This window comes from Phytoactinopolyspora alkaliphila (assembly GCF_010550695.1).
Lineage (GTDB): Bacteria > Actinomycetota > Actinomycetes > Jiangellales > Jiangellaceae > Phytoactinopolyspora > Phytoactinopolyspora alkaliphila.
Genome location: NZ_JAAGOB010000006.1, coordinates 183036 through 199962, shown reverse-complemented (window position 1 = coordinate 199962; position 16927 = coordinate 183036). Strand labels below are relative to the sequence as shown.

The 16927-nt window shown below is 68.3% G+C and carries 19 protein-coding genes; 12 read left to right on the top strand and 7 right to left on the bottom strand.

Annotated features, from left to right (window positions below; genetic code table 11):
• Positions 1-8: 8 nt before the first annotated feature.
• The gene (locus G1H11_RS12990) at positions 9-1319 is read right to left on the bottom strand and encodes an ROK family transcriptional regulator (protein WP_163818997.1); all 1311 of its coding nucleotides are present in this window, start codon (positions 1317-1319) and stop codon (positions 9-11) included.
• A 96-nt stretch (positions 1320-1415) separates the two neighbouring features.
• On the opposite strand from G1H11_RS12990, the gene G1H11_RS12985 reads away from it, so the two are divergent.
• Genes G1H11_RS12985 through G1H11_RS12975 form a run of 3 tightly spaced genes read left to right on the top strand, consistent with a single transcriptional unit; the run spans position 1416 to position 5466 of the window.
• Positions 1416-3623: an alpha-N-acetylglucosaminidase gene (locus tag G1H11_RS12985; protein ID WP_163818996.1), complete on the top strand. Its 2208-nt coding sequence runs from the start codon at positions 1416-1418 to the stop codon at positions 3621-3623.
• The gene (locus tag G1H11_RS12980; protein WP_163818995.1) at positions 3623-4525 is read left to right on the top strand and encodes an N-acetylmuramic acid 6-phosphate etherase; all 903 of its coding nucleotides are present in this window, start codon (positions 3623-3625) and stop codon (positions 4523-4525) included. The genes G1H11_RS12985 and G1H11_RS12980 overlap by 1 nt, the downstream gene beginning before the upstream one ends.
• Positions 4522-5466: an N-acetylglucosamine kinase gene (locus G1H11_RS12975; protein ID WP_216843725.1), complete on the top strand. Its 945-nt coding sequence runs from the start codon at positions 4522-4524 to the stop codon at positions 5464-5466. Before G1H11_RS12980 ends, G1H11_RS12975 begins: the two co-directional genes overlap by 4 nt.
• Before the next feature lie 31 nt (positions 5467-5497).
• On the opposite strand, the gene G1H11_RS12970 is transcribed toward G1H11_RS12975, so the two are convergent.
• Positions 5498-7726 (bottom strand): transketolase-like TK C-terminal-containing protein, encoded by a 2229-nt coding sequence (locus G1H11_RS12970; protein ID WP_163819145.1) that lies wholly within the window; start codon positions 7724-7726, stop codon positions 5498-5500.
• Positions 7727-7982: 256 nt separating this feature from the next.
• On the opposite strand from G1H11_RS12970, the gene G1H11_RS12965 reads away from it, so the two are divergent.
• The 3 genes from G1H11_RS12965 (at position 7983) to G1H11_RS12955 (ending at position 9456) form a co-directional block, all read left to right on the top strand.
• Positions 7983-8462, top strand: coding sequence for an Lrp/AsnC ligand binding domain-containing protein (locus G1H11_RS12965; RefSeq protein WP_163818993.1), 480 nt, complete (start codon positions 7983-7985; stop codon positions 8460-8462).
• Positions 8459-8911 (top strand): hypothetical protein, encoded by a 453-nt coding sequence (locus G1H11_RS12960; protein ID WP_216843723.1) that lies wholly within the window; start codon positions 8459-8461, stop codon positions 8909-8911. The genes G1H11_RS12965 and G1H11_RS12960 overlap by 4 nt, the downstream gene beginning before the upstream one ends.
• A gap of 101 nt (positions 8912-9012) precedes the next feature.
• Positions 9013-9456: an HIT family protein gene (locus G1H11_RS12955; RefSeq protein ID WP_163818992.1), complete on the top strand. Its 444-nt coding sequence runs from the start codon at positions 9013-9015 to the stop codon at positions 9454-9456.
• Positions 9457-9735: 279 nt separating this feature from the next.
• Here the strand turns inward: G1H11_RS12955 and G1H11_RS12950 are convergent, their stop codons facing one another.
• The 4 genes from G1H11_RS12950 to G1H11_RS12935 all read right to left on the bottom strand — a co-directional run bounded on the left by G1H11_RS12950 (position 9736) and on the right by G1H11_RS12935 (position 13119).
• On the bottom strand, positions 9736-10719 hold the full coding sequence (locus G1H11_RS12950; protein ID WP_163818991.1) for a zinc-binding dehydrogenase: 984 nt from the start codon (positions 10717-10719) through the stop codon (positions 9736-9738).
• A gap of 320 nt (positions 10720-11039) precedes the next feature.
• Complete coding sequence (locus G1H11_RS12945; protein WP_163818990.1) at positions 11040-11810, bottom strand: maleylpyruvate isomerase family mycothiol-dependent enzyme; 771 nt, start codon at positions 11808-11810, stop codon at positions 11040-11042.
• On the bottom strand, positions 11783-12403 hold the full coding sequence (locus tag G1H11_RS12940) for a pyridoxine/pyridoxamine 5'-phosphate oxidase (RefSeq protein WP_216843722.1): 621 nt from the start codon (positions 12401-12403) through the stop codon (positions 11783-11785). The genes G1H11_RS12945 and G1H11_RS12940 overlap by 28 nt, the downstream gene beginning before the upstream one ends.
• Before the next feature lie 113 nt (positions 12404-12516).
• Positions 12517-13119 carry a TetR/AcrR family transcriptional regulator gene (locus G1H11_RS12935; protein ID WP_163818988.1) on the bottom strand — a complete coding sequence of 201 codons (603 nt, stop codon included), beginning with the start codon at positions 13117-13119 and terminating at the stop codon, positions 12517-12519.
• A 155-nt stretch (positions 13120-13274) separates the two neighbouring features.
• Here G1H11_RS12935 and G1H11_RS12930 point away from each other — a divergent pair, with 155 nt between their 5' ends.
• Both G1H11_RS12930 and G1H11_RS12925 read left to right on the top strand, forming a co-directional pair.
• Complete coding sequence (locus G1H11_RS12930) at positions 13275-14255, top strand: hypothetical protein (RefSeq protein ID WP_163818987.1); 981 nt, start codon at positions 13275-13277, stop codon at positions 14253-14255.
• A gap of 213 nt (positions 14256-14468) precedes the next feature.
• Positions 14469-14690 (top strand): hypothetical protein, encoded by a 222-nt coding sequence (locus tag G1H11_RS12925; protein ID WP_163818986.1) that lies wholly within the window; start codon positions 14469-14471, stop codon positions 14688-14690.
• 80 nt (positions 14691-14770) lie between these two features.
• Here the strand turns inward: G1H11_RS12925 and G1H11_RS12920 are convergent, their stop codons facing one another.
• Positions 14771-15244, bottom strand: a complete 474-nt coding sequence (locus G1H11_RS12920; protein ID WP_163818985.1) for an NUDIX domain-containing protein — start codon at positions 15242-15244, stop codon at positions 14771-14773.
• A 116-nt stretch (positions 15245-15360) separates the two neighbouring features.
• On the opposite strand from G1H11_RS12920, the gene G1H11_RS12915 reads away from it, so the two are divergent.
• The 4 genes from G1H11_RS12915 (at position 15361) to G1H11_RS12900 (ending at position 16916) form a co-directional block, all read left to right on the top strand.
• On the top strand, positions 15361-15576 hold the full coding sequence (locus tag G1H11_RS12915; protein WP_163818984.1) for a YqeB family protein: 216 nt from the start codon (positions 15361-15363) through the stop codon (positions 15574-15576).
• A gap of 83 nt (positions 15577-15659) precedes the next feature.
• On the top strand, positions 15660-16109 hold the full coding sequence (locus tag G1H11_RS12910) for an SRPBCC domain-containing protein (RefSeq protein WP_163818983.1): 450 nt from the start codon (positions 15660-15662) through the stop codon (positions 16107-16109).
• Positions 16110-16156: 47 nt separating this feature from the next.
• Complete coding sequence (locus tag G1H11_RS12905; RefSeq protein WP_216843721.1) at positions 16157-16483, top strand: ArsR/SmtB family transcription factor; 327 nt, start codon at positions 16157-16159, stop codon at positions 16481-16483.
• Between the two features lie 43 nt (positions 16484-16526).
• Positions 16527-16916 carry a VOC family protein gene (locus G1H11_RS12900; RefSeq protein WP_163818982.1) on the top strand — a complete coding sequence of 130 codons (390 nt, stop codon included), beginning with the start codon at positions 16527-16529 and terminating at the stop codon, positions 16914-16916.
• Positions 16917-16927: the final 11 nt, after the last annotated feature.

The window sequence follows — 16927 nt, the reverse complement described above, 5'->3', positions numbered from 1 at the left end:
CCTGCCTTTCAGTTTGATCGTTTCCCGTGGTCGTGATGGGCGCTCTCAGCGGGTTTCCCGTCGAGCCGGCCGAACCCGGCTCGCTCGATCTCGGCGAGAGCGTGATAAAGCGCACCGAACAGCACCGCGTCGTCGCCAAGCGCGGATATCTCCAGAGCTGGTTGGTTGAGTGGATGGCTTTCAAGGTCCCGGCGGATCACGTCGAGAAGCGGCTCACCGCATCTCGCAAGCGGGCCGCCGATCACGATCAAGCTCGGGTCGAGGATGGCCCGAATGGCCGCGACCCCCTTGGCGAAGCGGCCCGCAGCGACCTCGATCGCCGCCACGGCGGCCGGTGTGCCGTCGGTGAACGCGTCGATCACCGTATCCACGTGGTGATCGCCACCGGCGCCCAGCCGGAACCGGAGATCGTCGTCGCCGAGTCTCCGCGCAGCTGCGGACGCCAGCGCGACGATCTCGCCTGCGCCGACCCATTCCTCGAATCTGCCCAAGCCGGGCGGTCTGGGCAGGTCGGTGTCCGGCGCGGGGTCGGGCGCCGTCTCACCCGGGCCGACGAGGAGGTCAAGGAAGCCGATGTCACCGGCGTCGTTGGAGGCCCCCCGGTACAGCTCGCCCTTGAGCACGATTCCCGCACCGACGCGGTCACCCCAGTGGATCACCACCAGAGACTCCTGAGGATGCTCCACGCCGCGCCAAAGCTCGCCTTGAGTGGCGAGCTTGACGTCGTTGTCGAGGTACACCGGGCATCCCACCGCGTCACCGATGATGCGCACCAGGATGTCCCCGGAGATGCCCGGCATGCTCGGGATCAACTTGATGACACCAGCGGCCGGATCGACGATGCCCGGGGCGCCGGCCGAGGCGTACCAGACGTCCTCGCGTGGCACTCCTGCCGTTTCGAGCACCCGGGCCACAGCTGCCACTAGTGCGGCGAGCGCCTCCTCGCCCGCCACCTCGGGTGGGAACTCCACGTGCTCTGACGTGACGACGTCGCCCGCCAGGTCGCACAGGGCCACCCGCAAGTGTTGAGGATCGATGGACACGCCCAGCACGTAGCCGGCTTCCGCTCGGAACCGCACGAGTTGCGCCGGGCGGCCCATCCGGGTGGTACGGCGCTCCGGCGCCGTGAACTCGACGATTCCCTCCGCTGCCAGGGCGTGCAAGGATCGCGTCACGGCCTGGCGAGACAAGCCGACCGCCTCAGCCAGCGCGGCGACGCTCATGCTGCGCTCCGACCGCAGCCGTCGCAGGATCGCTGAGGCATTGATCTCACGCATGAACTCGGTGCCGGCCGCGACGACGGTCCCCGGTGCGGTCATGCGGGCCTCCCTTGCGAACGAATGGGTGAGCGGTACGCTAACATACTTTAATACGTGCCGTACGAAACTAAGTGAGATCGAGTTGGAGACACCGCATTGAACTGCGATGACCAGCAGCCGCCGTCGTGGGCTGGCGCCCTCCGCGGCCTAGCGGCGCGAGTGCTCGGGTCATCCGGGGACTCCGTTCAGTTCGAGTCCTCCCCTGGACCAGGACGGCATTACACGTACCGGGCTTCTGACGGGTTGCTCACCATCGCGGCGTCGGACGGCGTGAGCGCCGCCGTCGCGCTCCACCACTTTCTACGCCGGCACTGTGGACGCGCGGTCCACTGGGACACGGCGCTGCCGCTCCCCGCAGTTCGGCTGCCCGACGTCCCCGAGACGTCGGGACGGGCCCGCGTCCGGGACGGCTACTACCTGAACTTCTGCACCTTCAGCTACACCATGCCCTACTGGGACTGGGCACAGTGGGAGCGCGAGATCGACTGGATGGCCTTGCACGGCATTACCATGCCGCTGGCCGCGACCGGTCACGAAGCCGCCCTGTTCACGGCATACAGCCGTCTTGGCATGTCCGGTCCCGAGGTCCGGGAGTTTCTGGGCGGTCCCGGCTACCTCCCGTTCCACTACATGGGCTGCCTCGACTCCTTCGCCGGTCCGCTTTCGCAGTCCTGGATCGACAGCCACCAGGAGCTGGGCTCGCGAATCATCCAGCGGCAGCGCGCCCTCGGCATGACGCCGGTGCTGCCGGCCTTCACCGGCCACGTCCCGGCCCAGCTGGCGCCCGAAAGGGTGAGCACACGCAACTGGCAGGGGTTCCGGTCCCACGTTCTGCACCCGAACGACCCACTGTTCGAACAGGTGGGCGCGCAGATCACCCGTGCGCAGATCGAACTGTTCGGCACCGACCACCTGTACGCCGTGGACCCGTTCATCGAAATGCCCCCCGTGGAGGCCGAGCCCGGCTTTCCTGCCGCCATGGCTGCCGCAACCTTGAATTCCCTGGTAGCGGCCGATCCGGAGGCGATCTGGCTCATGCAAGCCTGGCCGTTCTCCTACCAGCCGGAGTTCTGGACCAGCCAGCGTGTGCGGGCATTCCTGGACGCCATCCCGGACGATCGGGTGATCCTCGCCGACCTCTGGGCGGAACATGACCCGCAATGGAGACGGCTGGACGGATTCGCGGGCAAGACCTGGCTGTGGTGCGCTCTGCTCAACTTCGGCGGCCGTACCGAACCCATCGGCGACCTGCACGGTGTCACCTCGGAAATCGCGTCGGCACTGAACAGCCCGAACCCGCCGGCGGGCATCGGGCTGTCGATGGAAGCCACCTACAACAACCCTGTCTACTTCGAGTTCGTCGCCGACCAGCTATGGAGCCCGGCCGCCGATGTCGAAGCCTGGCTGCCCGCGTTCGTGGCCGAGCGCTACGGAACAGACTCGGAGCGCCTGCTAGCCGCGTGGAGTGGACTGATCGATACTGTCTATGACGCCCGCGGGGTACGGATATTTCCTGAGTCGTTCACCGGCGTGCTTACCGCGAGGCCGTCGTACGCCGGCATCGCCACCGGACTCGACGACTGGTTGGACACCGTCCGCGCAGAGGTCGGCGGACTGCTCTGGTACCGCCCGGAGACCCTCGTCGCCGCCTGGGACCGGATGATCGACGCCGCCGAGGACAGTCCCGGGCTGGCTGCCGGTCCACTCGGGCATGACCTCGTCGACATCGGCGTCGCTGTGCTGTCTCGAGTGGCGGACCATCTCTACCTGGCTGTCCTCGAGGAGCTGCGGCGAGACTGCTCCACCCCCGAACGCCGGGTTGAGGACTTCTTGCGCGTGTTCAGCGACCTCGAGCGGTTGCTGGCCACGAGGGCAGAGTTCACGGTTCAGCACTGGGAAGCCGCCGCTGCCCGGTGGGCGAGCGACGACCGCGAACTGGCGGTGCTGACCGGCAACGCCCGCCGCATCGTCACCGTCTGGAGTCGGCCGGACACCCCCGAGCTCGATGACTATGCCGGACGTGTCTGGAGCGGCCTCGTCGGCGGCTACTACCGCAAACGCTGGGCGGCGTGGGCACACGGACTCGACGCTGCCGTCGCTGCTGGTCCCGAGTCCTCCGTTCCCGCCGTAGAACTGGATGCCCAGCTCCGCGGGCTCGCCGAGGAGTTCCTACGCAATGGTCCGACGGGCACTCCGACCGATGTCCAGAGCACGGCCGCCGAATCGCGTCTGCTGTACACCACCTACTCCGAGTTCGCCAGCGCGCTCCCCAGCGCGGCGCAGAGCCAGCCACGAGGAGCATGATGACCATCACCGACTACCCCACCGAGCGCCGCAACCCGCGCACGGCCAGCATCGACACCGTCAGCACGGCGGAGATGCTGCAGCTCATGAACGACGAGGACGCGCATGCCGTCCGCGCCGCCGGTGCGGCAGCCCAGCAGCTGGCGAAAGCGGTCGACGCGGCACACCAGCGTTTGAGCCGTGGCGGCGCGGTGCACTACTTCGGTGCCGGTGCGTCGGGCAGACTCGCACTGCTGGACGCCTCAGAGGTGACACCAACGTTCGGCGCACCGCCCGAGCTGTTCACCGCGCACTTCCCCGGCGGCGCGCGCGCCGTCGCCGACAGCTCGATCGATCACGAGGACGCGGCGGACCTGGGTACGGCAGACGCCGCGGATCTGGACACGTCGAGCGTGGCCGTCGGCGTCACCGCATCCGGCGGCACGGCCTACGTCGGCGGAGCTTTGAAAGCGGCGAACTCGGCTGGCGCGCTGACCATCCTGCTCACCTGCAATCCGGCGGCTTCGCTACGGGCTGCCGCGGACATCAGCGTCGTCGCCGACACCGGCGCCGAGGCGCTTACCGGTTCCACCCGTCTCAAGGCCGGAACAGCCACCAAGATCCTCTTGAACTCCTTCTCCACCGCACTCATGATCAAGTCCGGGCGAACGTACGGAAATCTCATGGTGGGGCTCGTCGCGACCAACGCGAAGCTGCGCGAACGAGCCGTGGCGGTACTTCGTGAGGCCACCGGTGAAGACGCGACGGCATGTCGGCAAGCCCTGTCCGACAATGGCGGCGAGGTGCCCCCGGCGCTGGTGTGTCTCCTCACCGGATGCACGCCGGAGCGTGCCCGGGCCGCGCTGGCCATGCATCCAGGAATTCGCCGGGCGATCACCGCTGTGCGGGAGGAAGGCCAGTGACCATCGCCGGCATCGACATCGGAGGCGGCGGCATCAGGGTCCGGATCGAGTCGGGCGAAAACAGCACACGTCACGACGACACGTCCCCGGTGCCACGGGCCAACGGGCAGGTCGACGTGTCTCGCCTGGCCCCACGGATCGTGGCCGCCGTGAACGCGGCCACGGCATCCGCGGCCGAGGTCTTCGATGCGGTCGCCATCGGCATGACCGGGATCCCCGGCCTGGATGACGCACCCGCGCAGCTGTCCAAGGCACTTCGCACCGAGATCCGCACGGCGGCGGTCGTCGTGGCCGGTGATGCCCTGACCACGCACATTGGATCGCTCGGGTATCGGGCCGGAGCGGTGGTGGCCGCCGGCACCGGAGCCATCGCGCTGGGAACGGACTTCGACCGGATCTGGAGACAAGCCGACGGATGGGGCTACGCTCTGGGAGACGACGGTGGTGGCGCTTGGATAGGCAGCCGCGGTTTGAGAGCCGCCTTACGTGCCCATGACGGCCGCCCAGGAGGCTCAGCCGATCTGCTCGGACGCCTCTGCGAGACGTTCGGCCATCCCGCGGAACTCGTGGCCCGCACCTACGAGGCTCCCTCACCCGCCCACCTGCTGGCCCGGTTCGCACCGATCGTCGCCGACGCCGCCCGCGCGGGAGACGGCGCTGCTGCCGCGATCTGGCGCGACGCAGGCCGGCATCTGGCCGAAGCGGCCACGGCGGCGGCCTTCGGACCCGAACCATGGGTCTCCTGGGGCGGTCGGCTCTTCGATGCGGGCTCGCTGCTGCTCGATCCGTTCACGGCGACTGTCGGCGAGCTGGCACCGAAAGCCCGGATCGTTGCCCCGCGAGGAAGCTCCGCGGATGGCGCCCTCACGCTCGCCCGCCGGGCCGCACGGCGCGAACTGGCCCACCGGCCTCCGCACCTCCATCTGATGACGGACGAGTAATCCGCGCGGCGAGACACCAGCCCCGCTGTCTTTACCCGCGGACATCCAAGGCGGCAGCGACGATCGAGTCCGCGTCAAGACCGTGGTGACGGTACACGTCCACCAGGTCGCCGGACTGCCCGAAACCGCTCACCCCGAGGTGGACCGCTGGCACCCGGTTGATACCCGACAGGAAGGCCAGCGCGTGCGGGTGGCCGTCCACCACCGTCACCATGGGTGTCGCACGATTCGGGGGAAGGAGCTGGCCGAGGATCCAGTTCGGCGCCGAAAGAGCACGGGTGCGGGACTGTACAGCGCGGAAAAGCAGATCAGGGCTGGTGATGCAGACAACGTCAGCCGGCACGCCGAGTCCGCCCAGACGGTCCGCGGCTTCGATCGCCTCGGGGACGACGGCGCCCATGACGGCGATCGTCACCGCCGGCCGGTCGGAACGGACCAGGGGGTAGCCGCCCGCCACCGCGTGTCTCCGCCGCCGTTCCCGAGCGGCCGGATCCGCCGGAACCGCCGCCAGGGACTGGTCCACTGGCCGGGTCGACAGCCGGAGATAGACCGACTCGCCCCCGGGCCGTCCGAGCTGAGCCAACGCGGCGAGCAGACACCATTCGACGTCGACGGCGAACGCTGGTTCATACGTGAGACAGCCGGGTTGCTCGATGCCGAGCGAGGGGGTGACCACCGACTGGTGCGCGCCACCCTCGGCGGCGAGAGTGACCCCGGACGGCGTGCCTACGAGGATCGACTGCCCGCCGGCGTAGATCCCGAACGACCATGGTTCGAGCGCGCGCCCCACGAAGCAGTCGTAGAGCACCCCGATCGGGTACAGCGGCTCGCCCCACCGGCTCCAGGTGGAGCCCAGCTCCCCGAGCAGACCTACCAGGTTCGTCTCAGCGATGCCGAGCTCGATGTGCTGGCCGGTGGTCCTCTCCCGCCAATGCAGGATTGTCTCGGCGTCGTCGGCGAACCAATCCCGGCGATCCGCCGAGGACCACACCCCCACCTTGTTGAGCCATCCGCCGAGATTCGTGGACGAGCTGACGTCGGGGCTCACCGTCACCACCCGGCCGGCGACCTCAGGAGCCTGCCGGGACAGGTCCAGCAGCGCTCTGCCCAGAGCCGCCTGCGTGGTAGCGGTGCCGCTTGGCGTTCGGCCCAGCTCCGCGGGCACCTCCGGCGGCGACGAGGCCGCGATCGCCGCCCGGCGCAAGCGGGCCGACGTCGCCCGGCATGCCCCAGCCTCGGCGCTGTCCGGCGCGAAGCCCGCCCAGGGACGGTGCGGGTCGGCTCCGGTCCTGCCGGCCAGCTCGTGCAGCTGCTCCTCAGTCACGAGGCTGGAATGGTTCTGCGGGTGGCCCTCCGTGGCCAGGCCGTAACCCTTGATGGTGTAGGCGAACACGATGGTGGGGCGTTCGTCGTCGATGGCTGCGAAGGCGGCGCCCAGGGACCGCAGATCGTGTCCGCCAAGGTTGCGGATCGCCCGTCCGAGTGTCTCGTCGTCGACGTCGGCGAGCAGTCTGCGGATCGGATCGGCCAGGCGGGCTGCCGGAAGCCGGTCCCGAAGATCGACGGCGTCGCATCGCAGCAGCCGCTGGAACTCCGGGTTCGGCATCTCGTCGAGGCGCTCCCGCAGCGCGTCACCCCCGGGGCGGGTGAACAGCTCCTCGAGGAGCCGGCCGTACTTGACGTCGAGCACCTGCCAGCCGGCCGCCGCGAACATGCCTCGCAGCCGGTGTGCCGCGATGTGTGGCACCACCCGGTCCAGCGACTGCCGGTTCAGGTCGACCACCCAGGTCACCTCGCCCAGGTCCACGACCGTCGGGTCGAGCACTGCCTCCCAGCACGCGCCCTCGTCGAGTTCGGCGTCGCCCAGCAGTGCGTACTGCCGGCCAGCGCCGGCCCGGCCGCCACGGCTGTCGATGTAGCGCCTGGCCAGCGCACCCCAGATGGTCGCCGTCGCTCCGATCCCCACCGACCCGGTCGAGTAGTCGACCGGGTCCGGATCCTTGATCCGGCTCGGGTAGCTCTGCAATCCTCCGAAGTCGCGCAACCTGGTGAGGTAGCTCTCGTCCAGCCGGCCGAGGAGGTAGTTGATGGCATGCAACACGGGTGAGGCATGCGGTTTCACCGACACCCGGTCCTCCGGCCGCAGGTGCTCGAACCAGAGCGAGGTCATGATGGAGACCATCGAAGCGCTCGACGCCTGGTGCCCTCCGACCTTCATCCCCGACGAATTGGGGCGCACCCGGTTGGCGTGATCGATCATCGCGGTCGCCAGCCAGAGGATCCGCTGTTCGACGGCCTCCAACACCTCGATCCGGTGCTCGCGGCCACCCGCCGTTTCCCGCGTCGCCAGCTCCACATTGCTCACGGGTAGCACTCCTCGTCTGCAGCGGCTTCATAATGGATGTAAGAATTGATTAATGAGAACAGCAGATGCTGGAAGGCTGCGCAATATGCTCCGTTAAGATTGAGCATTCTGACGCCCTTGGTCAGAGTCTGCGTCATCGGAGGTGAGCAGAGTGCCCAACCCGGAGATCGTCGACGAGGTCGATGCGAAGCTGCTGCTCGCACTCAACGACGACCCACGTGCCACCGTTGTCGCGCTCGCGCAACGGACCGGGCTGGCCCGCAACACGGTGCATGCCAGATTGGCCAAACTGGAGAACTCCGGCGGCCTTGAGGCGTTCGATCACCGCATCGACCCAGCCGCACTCGGCTATCCCCTCACCGCGTTCGTCACCGTGCACGTCACCCAGCGCATGCTCGCCGAGCTCTCCGAGGCGTTCTCCAACGTCCCGGAGATCATCGAGGTGATAGGGATCAGCGGCCCGGCTGACCTTCTCGTGCGGGTGGCCGCCGTCGACGCCGACGACCTGTACCGCATCGCCGGCCAGATCCTTGCCACACCCGGCGTTGAACGCACCTCGACGGCGCTTGCCATGCGAACGCTCGTCGACTACAGGCTCACGCCCCTCCTTCGCCGGAGGCTGCGAACGTGACAAACGTGGATGTGCAGCCACGGCACCGGGTCCGGCAGGTCGTCAACTGGGTGAACCTCTCCACCGCACTCGGGCTGCTCACCGGTCTCCTCGGCCGTGCCCGTTTCGAGCGAGGCGCCGACGGCCTGATCATCGGCCGCGGTTACCGCCTCCCCATCCCACCGGCGCCCGCGTTCACGCTCGGCAACGTGATCCTGCTCAGGCTCGACGACGAGCAACTCGCCCGCCGTCCCCGGCTCCTGACACACGAAGCTCGGCACGCGACCCAGTACGCATGGTGCCTCGGACCGGTGATGATCGTGCTCTACCTGTTCGCAGCGGCATGGTCGTGGGCGGTCACGGGTGACCCCGCGTCGCACAATCCGTTCGAGCGCCACGCCGGATTGACCGACGGCGGCTACCGGAAACGTCCCCTGCGAGGTCCGCTTCAGCGTCGCCGGGTGGTCTGATGATCTCCCGACGGCGCCCTGATGCCGCCCGGACGGCGCCCGACGCCTTCCGGAGGCGCCCAGCTGCGGGGCCACATGTTCGCGGGTATGCTCAGCCGGCCATGACGACCGAGTGCTACACCTGTGACCGCGAGGCCGAGTTCGATCAGCTGCCGCCGCGCGAGCGGATCACGTACGACAATCTGTGGCGCGTCGTCCACGCGACCGGAACCGCCTTGCTCGGATGGCTCGTTCTGGTACCGAGGCGACATGTCATGGAGCTGGCCGACCTGAGTAACGCGGAGGCCACGAGCTTGGGCACATGGCAGGTCCGGCTAGCTCGTGCCATCGCTGACGAACTTCACACTCCGAAGACGTACCTCGCCGAGTTCGGCGAGGCGCACGGCTTTCACTTGCACTTTCACATCATTCCGCGCCCCCGTGACCTCACCGACGACGTGCGCGGACCTCACATTTTTGGTCTTCTGGGCCGAGCGGACGACGAGCAGGTCATCGCCGCACGGGACGATCTGGCCATGAGGCTCGCGGCTCACTTCGTGACGTGAGAGCACGCGTGCCGAATCCGAGGGCACATGGGCGACCCTGGCCAGTTCTGTTCGGTCGTGCGGGGCGTCGTGCGGAGAATCGCCGACGATCGAGAATTCCGGCAGCCGTGCGTCGAGCCGTGCAAGAGATTGCCGACGACGGCGGCCGGAATTCCCACGGCTGCTCTCACGACCCTTGTGATGATCGCCGCGTGGGGAACAGCAAGGCAAACCTGCAGGTCACGCTGACCGTGAAGATCGTCGTGTTGAAAAATGCCGGGGCGGGGCGGCACGGCCGGACTACGGCTCGAGCACCACTTTGCCGACGGTGCCGCGCCCTTCCAGAGCGGCGTGTGCCTCGGCGGCGTTCTTGAGCGCAAAGGTCTGTACGGATGGGACCAGCCGCCCGGCCGCCGCCTCGGCCAGCGCCTGGCTCTCCAAGTCGCGCAGGGACCGTCGCTTCAGCATGGCGGGCCCCAGAGCCCAGGTGGCAGTGAGCCCGCGCTCCACCAGATCCTCGGTGGTGACCTGCGTGGCCTGTCCGAACGACGACGCCCAGCCGTACATGATCAGCCGGCCACCGGCACCCAGCAGGTCGAAAGCGCCGCGACCGAGCTCGCCGCCCACCCCCTCCAGCACGGCGGTGACGTCCCGGCCGCCGAGGGCCTCGCGTGCCGCCGCCGGCCATTCCGGGTCGCTGTAGTCGACGGCGACCGTCGCTCCGAGCACTCGCACGCGATCCACCTTCGCCAGGCCGCCGGCGGCTCCGATGACGGTGGCGCCCGCGTGCCGCGCCGCCTGGATCAGCAGGCTGCCGATACCACCTGCCGCCGCCATGACCAGGACAACGTCGTCGTCGCGCAGCTGGGCGGCGTCCAGGATGCCCATCGTCGTCCGGCCGGTGCCGATCATCGCGACCGACACGGGAAAGCTCACCGACTCGGGCAGCTGGTGGACGGATTCCACGTCGCGAACGGCCAGCTCCGCATACCCGCCGCTGGCCAGGCCCAGGTGGGTGACCACCCGAGTGCCCAGCCAGCTCTCGTCGACGCCCTCACCGACCTCGTCCACAACACCGGCGACCTCCCGGCCGGGAGTCATGGGCAGGTCCGGCCTCTGGAATGCACCCCCGGCAGTCCCCGACCTGAGCGCCGTGTCGACGAGGTGAACGCCGGCCGCCTCGACGTCGATGCGGACCTGGCCTCGGCCGGGCCGAGGATCGGCGATCTCTTCGTAGCGGAGGACCTCAGCGGGGCCGAACTCGTATTGCCGGATGGCGTACACGTGTGTCTCCATGTGGTGTCGGGCGACGTAGCTCCATCAGCATGCAACCTCAACTGAAGTAGAGGTCAACCCAGCGTGGCGATCCCGTGCGACCACCCGGCTGGACCGGCGAAGGCACTACTCCTTGCGGCCGGTCAGTGCGATACCCACGCCGAGGCCGACCATCGTCAGTCCGGCCGTCAGCCCGATGACGAACCCTTCCCACCAGGTCCACCGGTCTCACATCGACGCCGGACTCGAACGACGCACGTAAGCTGCTTCCGATGCAGGACGGCGCGCACGCCGAGATACACGAGGCTCGAACACCTCGACTCTCCTGATCACCTCTGCGGGGACGGCCAGGGGTACAGCCCGGGCAACTCGCGCACCCGGGCACCGGAGCGCGCCGTCGGCAGCCGCTGAGGATCGCGCCCAGCCAGCCACAGCGCGATGTCCCGCATGCCGCCCTCGACCACCAGCACCTCACCCGACGCGGTACCGTGCACGCGCCACGGCTCCGACATTCCGCCCACGTCCGGGTCGGTGAACCGCAACTCGACGGCCGTGCCGGACGGCAACCGTGGCGCCAGAAAGACGAACAGGTGCCGGCAGAACGGCTCGTTCCAGGTGTCGGCGCCGATGCCGGCGTCGAGATCGACCAGATGGATGCGGACCTCACGCCACCAGGTCAGGAGTACATCGGCGACGCTGCCGTCTCTATACAGCACCCGCTGCTCCCAGAGCGGTGACCCGTCAGGCGGCCACGTCCCCTCGAGCCGGTCGAGCATGCTGTGAACCTGGTGTCGGTGGTCCTCCATCGGTAGCGCCGCGCCGGCTTCGATCGCGGCATTACGCCCGGGCCGGCCACCATCGTAGAAGTCGATGAGCTCGCCGCGCGCGGCGTACTCGACCTGCCGGGCCGCGCCGTGGCCGACGTTGGTGATGTGTGCCAGGACGTGTGCCCGGCTCCATCCCGGCAGGTTCGACGACGCTCGCAGCGTCGGCTCATCGAGCCCGCCGACAACGCGCCGCAGGGCCGAGCCGGCTGCCCGGCAGTCCTCCATCACGCTGGTCAATTTCCTGGTCACGGCCACAGCCGCTCGGTCCGCCATCCACTGGTTCCTCGCTCGTAGCGCAGGCGGATGTGCGCCCGCTCGTGTGATGCCTGCCAGAACTCCACCGTGTCCGGCCGGACCATGTACACGGTCCACGTCGGGGCGACGATGCCGGGGTCGGCGGCAATGCGCTCACGTGCGGCGGCATAGGCCTCCCGGTACTCGTCCATAGAGTGCATCGGCAAACTCTGCCGGCCGACCAGACCACTGGCGCGGGACGCCTCGGGCCGGGCGAGGAAGTCCCGCGCCCCTGCCGCCTCGCCCAGGGAGGCAGCCTGCCCGCTGATTCGGATCTGGCGTCCGAGCTGCTGCCAGAAGAAAGTGAGAGCCACGTGCGCGTGCTCGGCGATCTGGTGGCCTTTCGGGCTGTCGGATCTGGAGGCGAACTGCCACCCCTGGTCGGTGACATCCTTCAGGATCAACACCCGAGCGGCGGCCCGGCCGTCGTCGACCGTCGACAAGGTCATGACGTGAGGAGCCGGCACGCCTCCTTCGACGGCCTCGTCGAGCCAATCGAGAAACAGTTCCTGCGGCTCGGCCTGGACTTCGTCCGGCTCGAAGGTGGGCAGCGTCGCCGGGAAGACGGGCAAGGCCCGCAACCTCTCAGAAACAGCCAACGTCTGGTTCGGCACAGTACAAGGTCCTTTCCTCGTCGAATTCGTGTGCTGGCAGCCGCGTGGGGGCCGTCGCGGCGCCATTCAGCTCACGGCAGGCCGGCGTCGCCATTGAGCACGTCGACGAACCCCGACACCGCCGAATCCAGCGCGGCTGGCTCATCCAGAGCCCTGCTCAGCACATAGCCACCCTGTATCAGCGCGACCGCGGCATAGGCACGCCGCCGCGAGCCCCCCTCATCCATTCCGGGCAGCTCCGCGAACACGTCCTGGACCAGCGCGATCAACCTCCGGAAGTACTGGCGGACCGGCTCGTTCAGCGCGTCGTCGTCGATGACGTACTGCTCATACGTCAGACGCCCGACCCGGCATCCGGCCAGCGCGTCGCGAGGGCGGGTCAAATACTGGATCAGCCGCTCTCTCGCCGGGCTACCGCTGGTCAGTTCCCCTTCGGCCGTGGCCAAAGCGTCGGCGACGGTCACAGCGATAGCCGCCTGCGCGAGTTCATGCTTGGCCGGGAAGTGATGATAGAGGCTGCCTTGCCCCACGCCGCTGACCTGCATCACCTGGCGCGGCGTAGTACTCGAGACGCCCTGTTCCCAGTACAGCTGCTGAGCTGCGGCGATCAGCCGATCACGACTCGAGGCAGCCGCGCTCCCCGCCGGCTCATCAACTCGTCGGTCGTTCGCCATGCGTCGAACCATACCTACTTCTAGGTATGGTCGCAAGGCTGCGAACTCCCGCGCACCATGACTCATGGAGTTTCTGGACATTGCTGGTGACGTGACACAGACTGTGACATCCTCGGTCTCTAGCCTGATCAACCGCTTGCCCGAGGAGACTCGACATGGCCTTTTCGCGGATTGCCGGACGCATGGCAATGGGCATCGCCGGTGGAGTGCTGAGTGCCGCACTCGCGCTTCATCCGGCCGGAGCCACCGGCGTCCAGGACAGCCAATCGCGAGCAGACGAGGAGAAGATGGCCAACGCGTGGGTGCCGGCGCAGCAGCAGCTGCGGTTCGGCGCGGAACCGCTCGGATACGTCCAGGACGCTGCCTCCCGTGCAGCCACGCAGGCCGCCTGCTCGATCTCACCGGAACAGGCAACCGCTCTGGGCATAGCGATGACCTGGCCGGAAGTAGCTCCATCAGGGGCGCCGCCGTCTCCCATGACCCTGTCCCGCTACGACACCCAGCCGGCTCTCGGCGATCCGCAGGACCGGGCACCCGGGCTGTGGTTCCACCCAGGCATCGGCATGTGGCAGCTGGACTCGGCCGGATTGGGAACGGACTTCACCGCGGCGGAGGCCATGGATTCCCAGTACGCCGCTGAACGCATGGCGCCGTTCATCGTCGACAAGTACTGCGCGCGGCGTAACTCCGGAGGCACCCCGGCCGCGGCACGCGCTCACGCCTGGACCGACTGGGTCGCGTGCCGCCAGGGCGCCTGCGAAGACACCTATCAGCGCGCGCTGAACGGCGTCGTCGCCGTCGATGGCGTGGACCGCTACGGCGGAACCCAGATGCGTCGCTGCTGGTATCAGGGCGGCGCGCATGACTGCGCGTTCGTCGATCCTGCCAACGCCCAGGGCTCAGCCTGGTGGGCGGCTCCCGGCGGCGGACGCTCACCGGTGGCCGCGCCCTTCTACGTCATCCGCCTCGACAGCGGTGGCAGTTCTACCGAGCTGCGGTACTGGCTCTCGATCGACTCCGGCGCCTCCACCGACGTGCGGGCCATGCGCCCCTTCGGGGTCAACGCGCGAAACGGCCTGTCGTGGTCGACAGGTCCGGGCTTGTGTGACCTCACTGCCCAGCGAGGCGACTGCTGAACTCGCCGGGCGAGACACAGGCCCACACCAAAATCCGTGTACAACGGCAGATGCGCATGTTAGCTTCATGGGCATGTGATCCCTCCTGACCGCGTCGATGTCGCGCGGCGTCGGCGCCATCCGCCGTCCCCATCCGTCCATAGAGCTCGGCTCACTCGCCGTCGCTGTGGGGTTGTGGCCCGTGCTCTCACTCAGCACATCAGGAGGTTCCCCATGAATCAGAATCGTGATCATCACACTGCCGCCGCATCGGATGCCGATGCCGCGTCGGAGTCCGCCGTTCCGGACGTCCCGATGAATCGGGCCGAGCGCCGCGCCAAGGGCAAGGGCAAGACCACGCCAGGCCAGAACGCCGGGCCGCAGAAGAACGACCGGCTTCGCGACAGTCAGGTCATGGCCCAGCCCAAGCTCAAAGGCAAGCGCGGCAACCGCTGACGCTGGGCCGGCACGAGCCTCGTGCTTCCACGTGGCGCCGGCGACGGTGCCACGTGGAGGCGACCGGCAGCGTGACGGTGCTACTCGGAGAATCCACGCGTCAGGATGCGTGGGACGTCGCCCTTGCGCACGTGCTCCAGCACCGAGAGCTCGTGCGGGACGACAGGCTCGGGTAACGCCCCGAGGGCGAACCACCGCAGATCCGCCGCCTTGTGCGGTTCGACGATGCGGGGCTCGCCGAACCAGTCCCAGCACTCGAAGAAGAAGTCCGCGCGTTCGTCGATCGCGTCGCCCGTTCCACCGGACCGGTGCATGACGCACAGCGGCGCCAGTTCGCCAGGTTGAACGGTGACGCCCAGTTCCTCGGTCACCTCCCGGCAGGCCGCCGCGATCACAGACTCAGCCGCCTCCACGTGCCCCGCCGCGGCGAGCGCCCAGTGACCGTCCATATAACCGGTGCCGTCGCGCAACTGAAGCAGGACCTCGGACACGCCGTCCCGCTCCCGCCGGAAGAGTATGTACGCCGCGGGCACGATCCGGTACTGGTCTGTCACGAGGACGACACTACCCACGCCGCACCGCGGCTCCTCCTCAGGCACGACACAGCCGGCCGGCTCCTCCGCTAGCCGGATGCCGGGTCCGGTCACCGCTCCCGACGCAGAGGCGCGCGATGATCGTGGGCGCCATCGCCGGAGTCGCCCTCGCCCTGATCTCCATGGCCGAGATGCTGAATGTGACGGTCTCTCCCGACGCCGTGACGCTGACCAGGAACGGCGAACCACACACGATCAAGCGCTGGGGTGAGCGCGGCCTTCAAGGGAGAAGCGCCAGTACTGGCAGCCGACGTCGCTCCGCTGAGCGAGTACCGACCAGACTTGCAACCTGAGGGTTGCAGGGCAACGCCGTGTGTGGCATGCTCGACTCATGCAACCAACGGGTTGCAGATAATTCGTCCGAGATCGGAGTCGCATGCGGGACAGCATTCAGCGCGAGGTCGTGGTCAAGGCACCGCAAGAGCGGGTATGGCACGTCCTCACCGAGCCGGCACAGGTCGCGCGATGGTTCGGCCAGCGTGCCGAGTTCGAGCTCCGGGAGGGCGCGCCGGCCCGGTTCCGCTGGGACGATTACGGCTGGTTCTCGGCCCGTATCGAACGAGTGGAGCCACCGACGTCGTTCTGCTTCCGGTGGGCCGAAGACCCCGATCGGCCGCTGGAGGACAGCCCGTCCACGCTCGTGGAATTCACCCTGACAGCCAATCACGACGGCACCACCACGGTACGGGTGGTCGAGTCCGGCTTCGCCCGATTTCCCACTGAACGCCAGCGGGCGGCGTACGAGGAACACGTGGACGGCTGGCAGCTTGAGCTCGACGAGCTCGTGGCGCTGATCGACGCCCTCCCCGAAGCCGCGACGCCATGATGGCGCGCACCCCTGCGCCTTCCGCGCCTTCCGCGACGGAGCACGCGGTGTTCCTCGCGCTGGCCGACGACACGCGCCGCGAACTCCTCGAACGCCTTGTCCGGCACGGCGCCATCAGCGCTAGCGCACTGGCCCGCGACTTGCCCATCACCCGCCAGGCCGTGGGCAAGCATCTCGACACCTTGCAGCGAGCCCGGCTGGTCCGGGCGCACAAGACCGGCCGAGAGGTGCGCTACGAACCCCAGCTTGCTCCGCTGCGGCACGCGTCGACCTGGATGGACGGCCTGGCTCGCCAATGGGACGACCGCCTGGGACGTCTGGCGTCACTGGCCGAGACCGGCACCGTCACACCCGGCGACGAGCCGTCCACCTGACATTCACCACGAAGCCATCAACCCTCCATCAACCAGGAGAGACATGACCGAGCCGTCCTTCGCCGGAAGCGTCAACATCGCGATGAAGATCCCACGGGCCGACTACGAGGCCACCGTCGCCTTCTACCGCGACGTTCTCGGCCTACCAGTCACCACCGAAGACGCATCGAGCACACCGACCGTCTCGGCCACGCATTCCGTCAGATTCGGGCCTACGACATTGTGGCTGGATCGCGTCGACACCTACAGCCAACCTGACCTCTGGCTGGAGATCCACACCGACGACCTCGACGGCGCCACTCACCGGCTCGCCGACAACGGTATCGGCACCTGTGACGAGATCGAGCCGATCGTGGGGACGTCGTTCCGCAGCCACTGGATCAAGAATCCGGCCGGGATCGTGCATCACCTCGCGGAGCGGCGGGCCGCGTAGTCACACTGGGT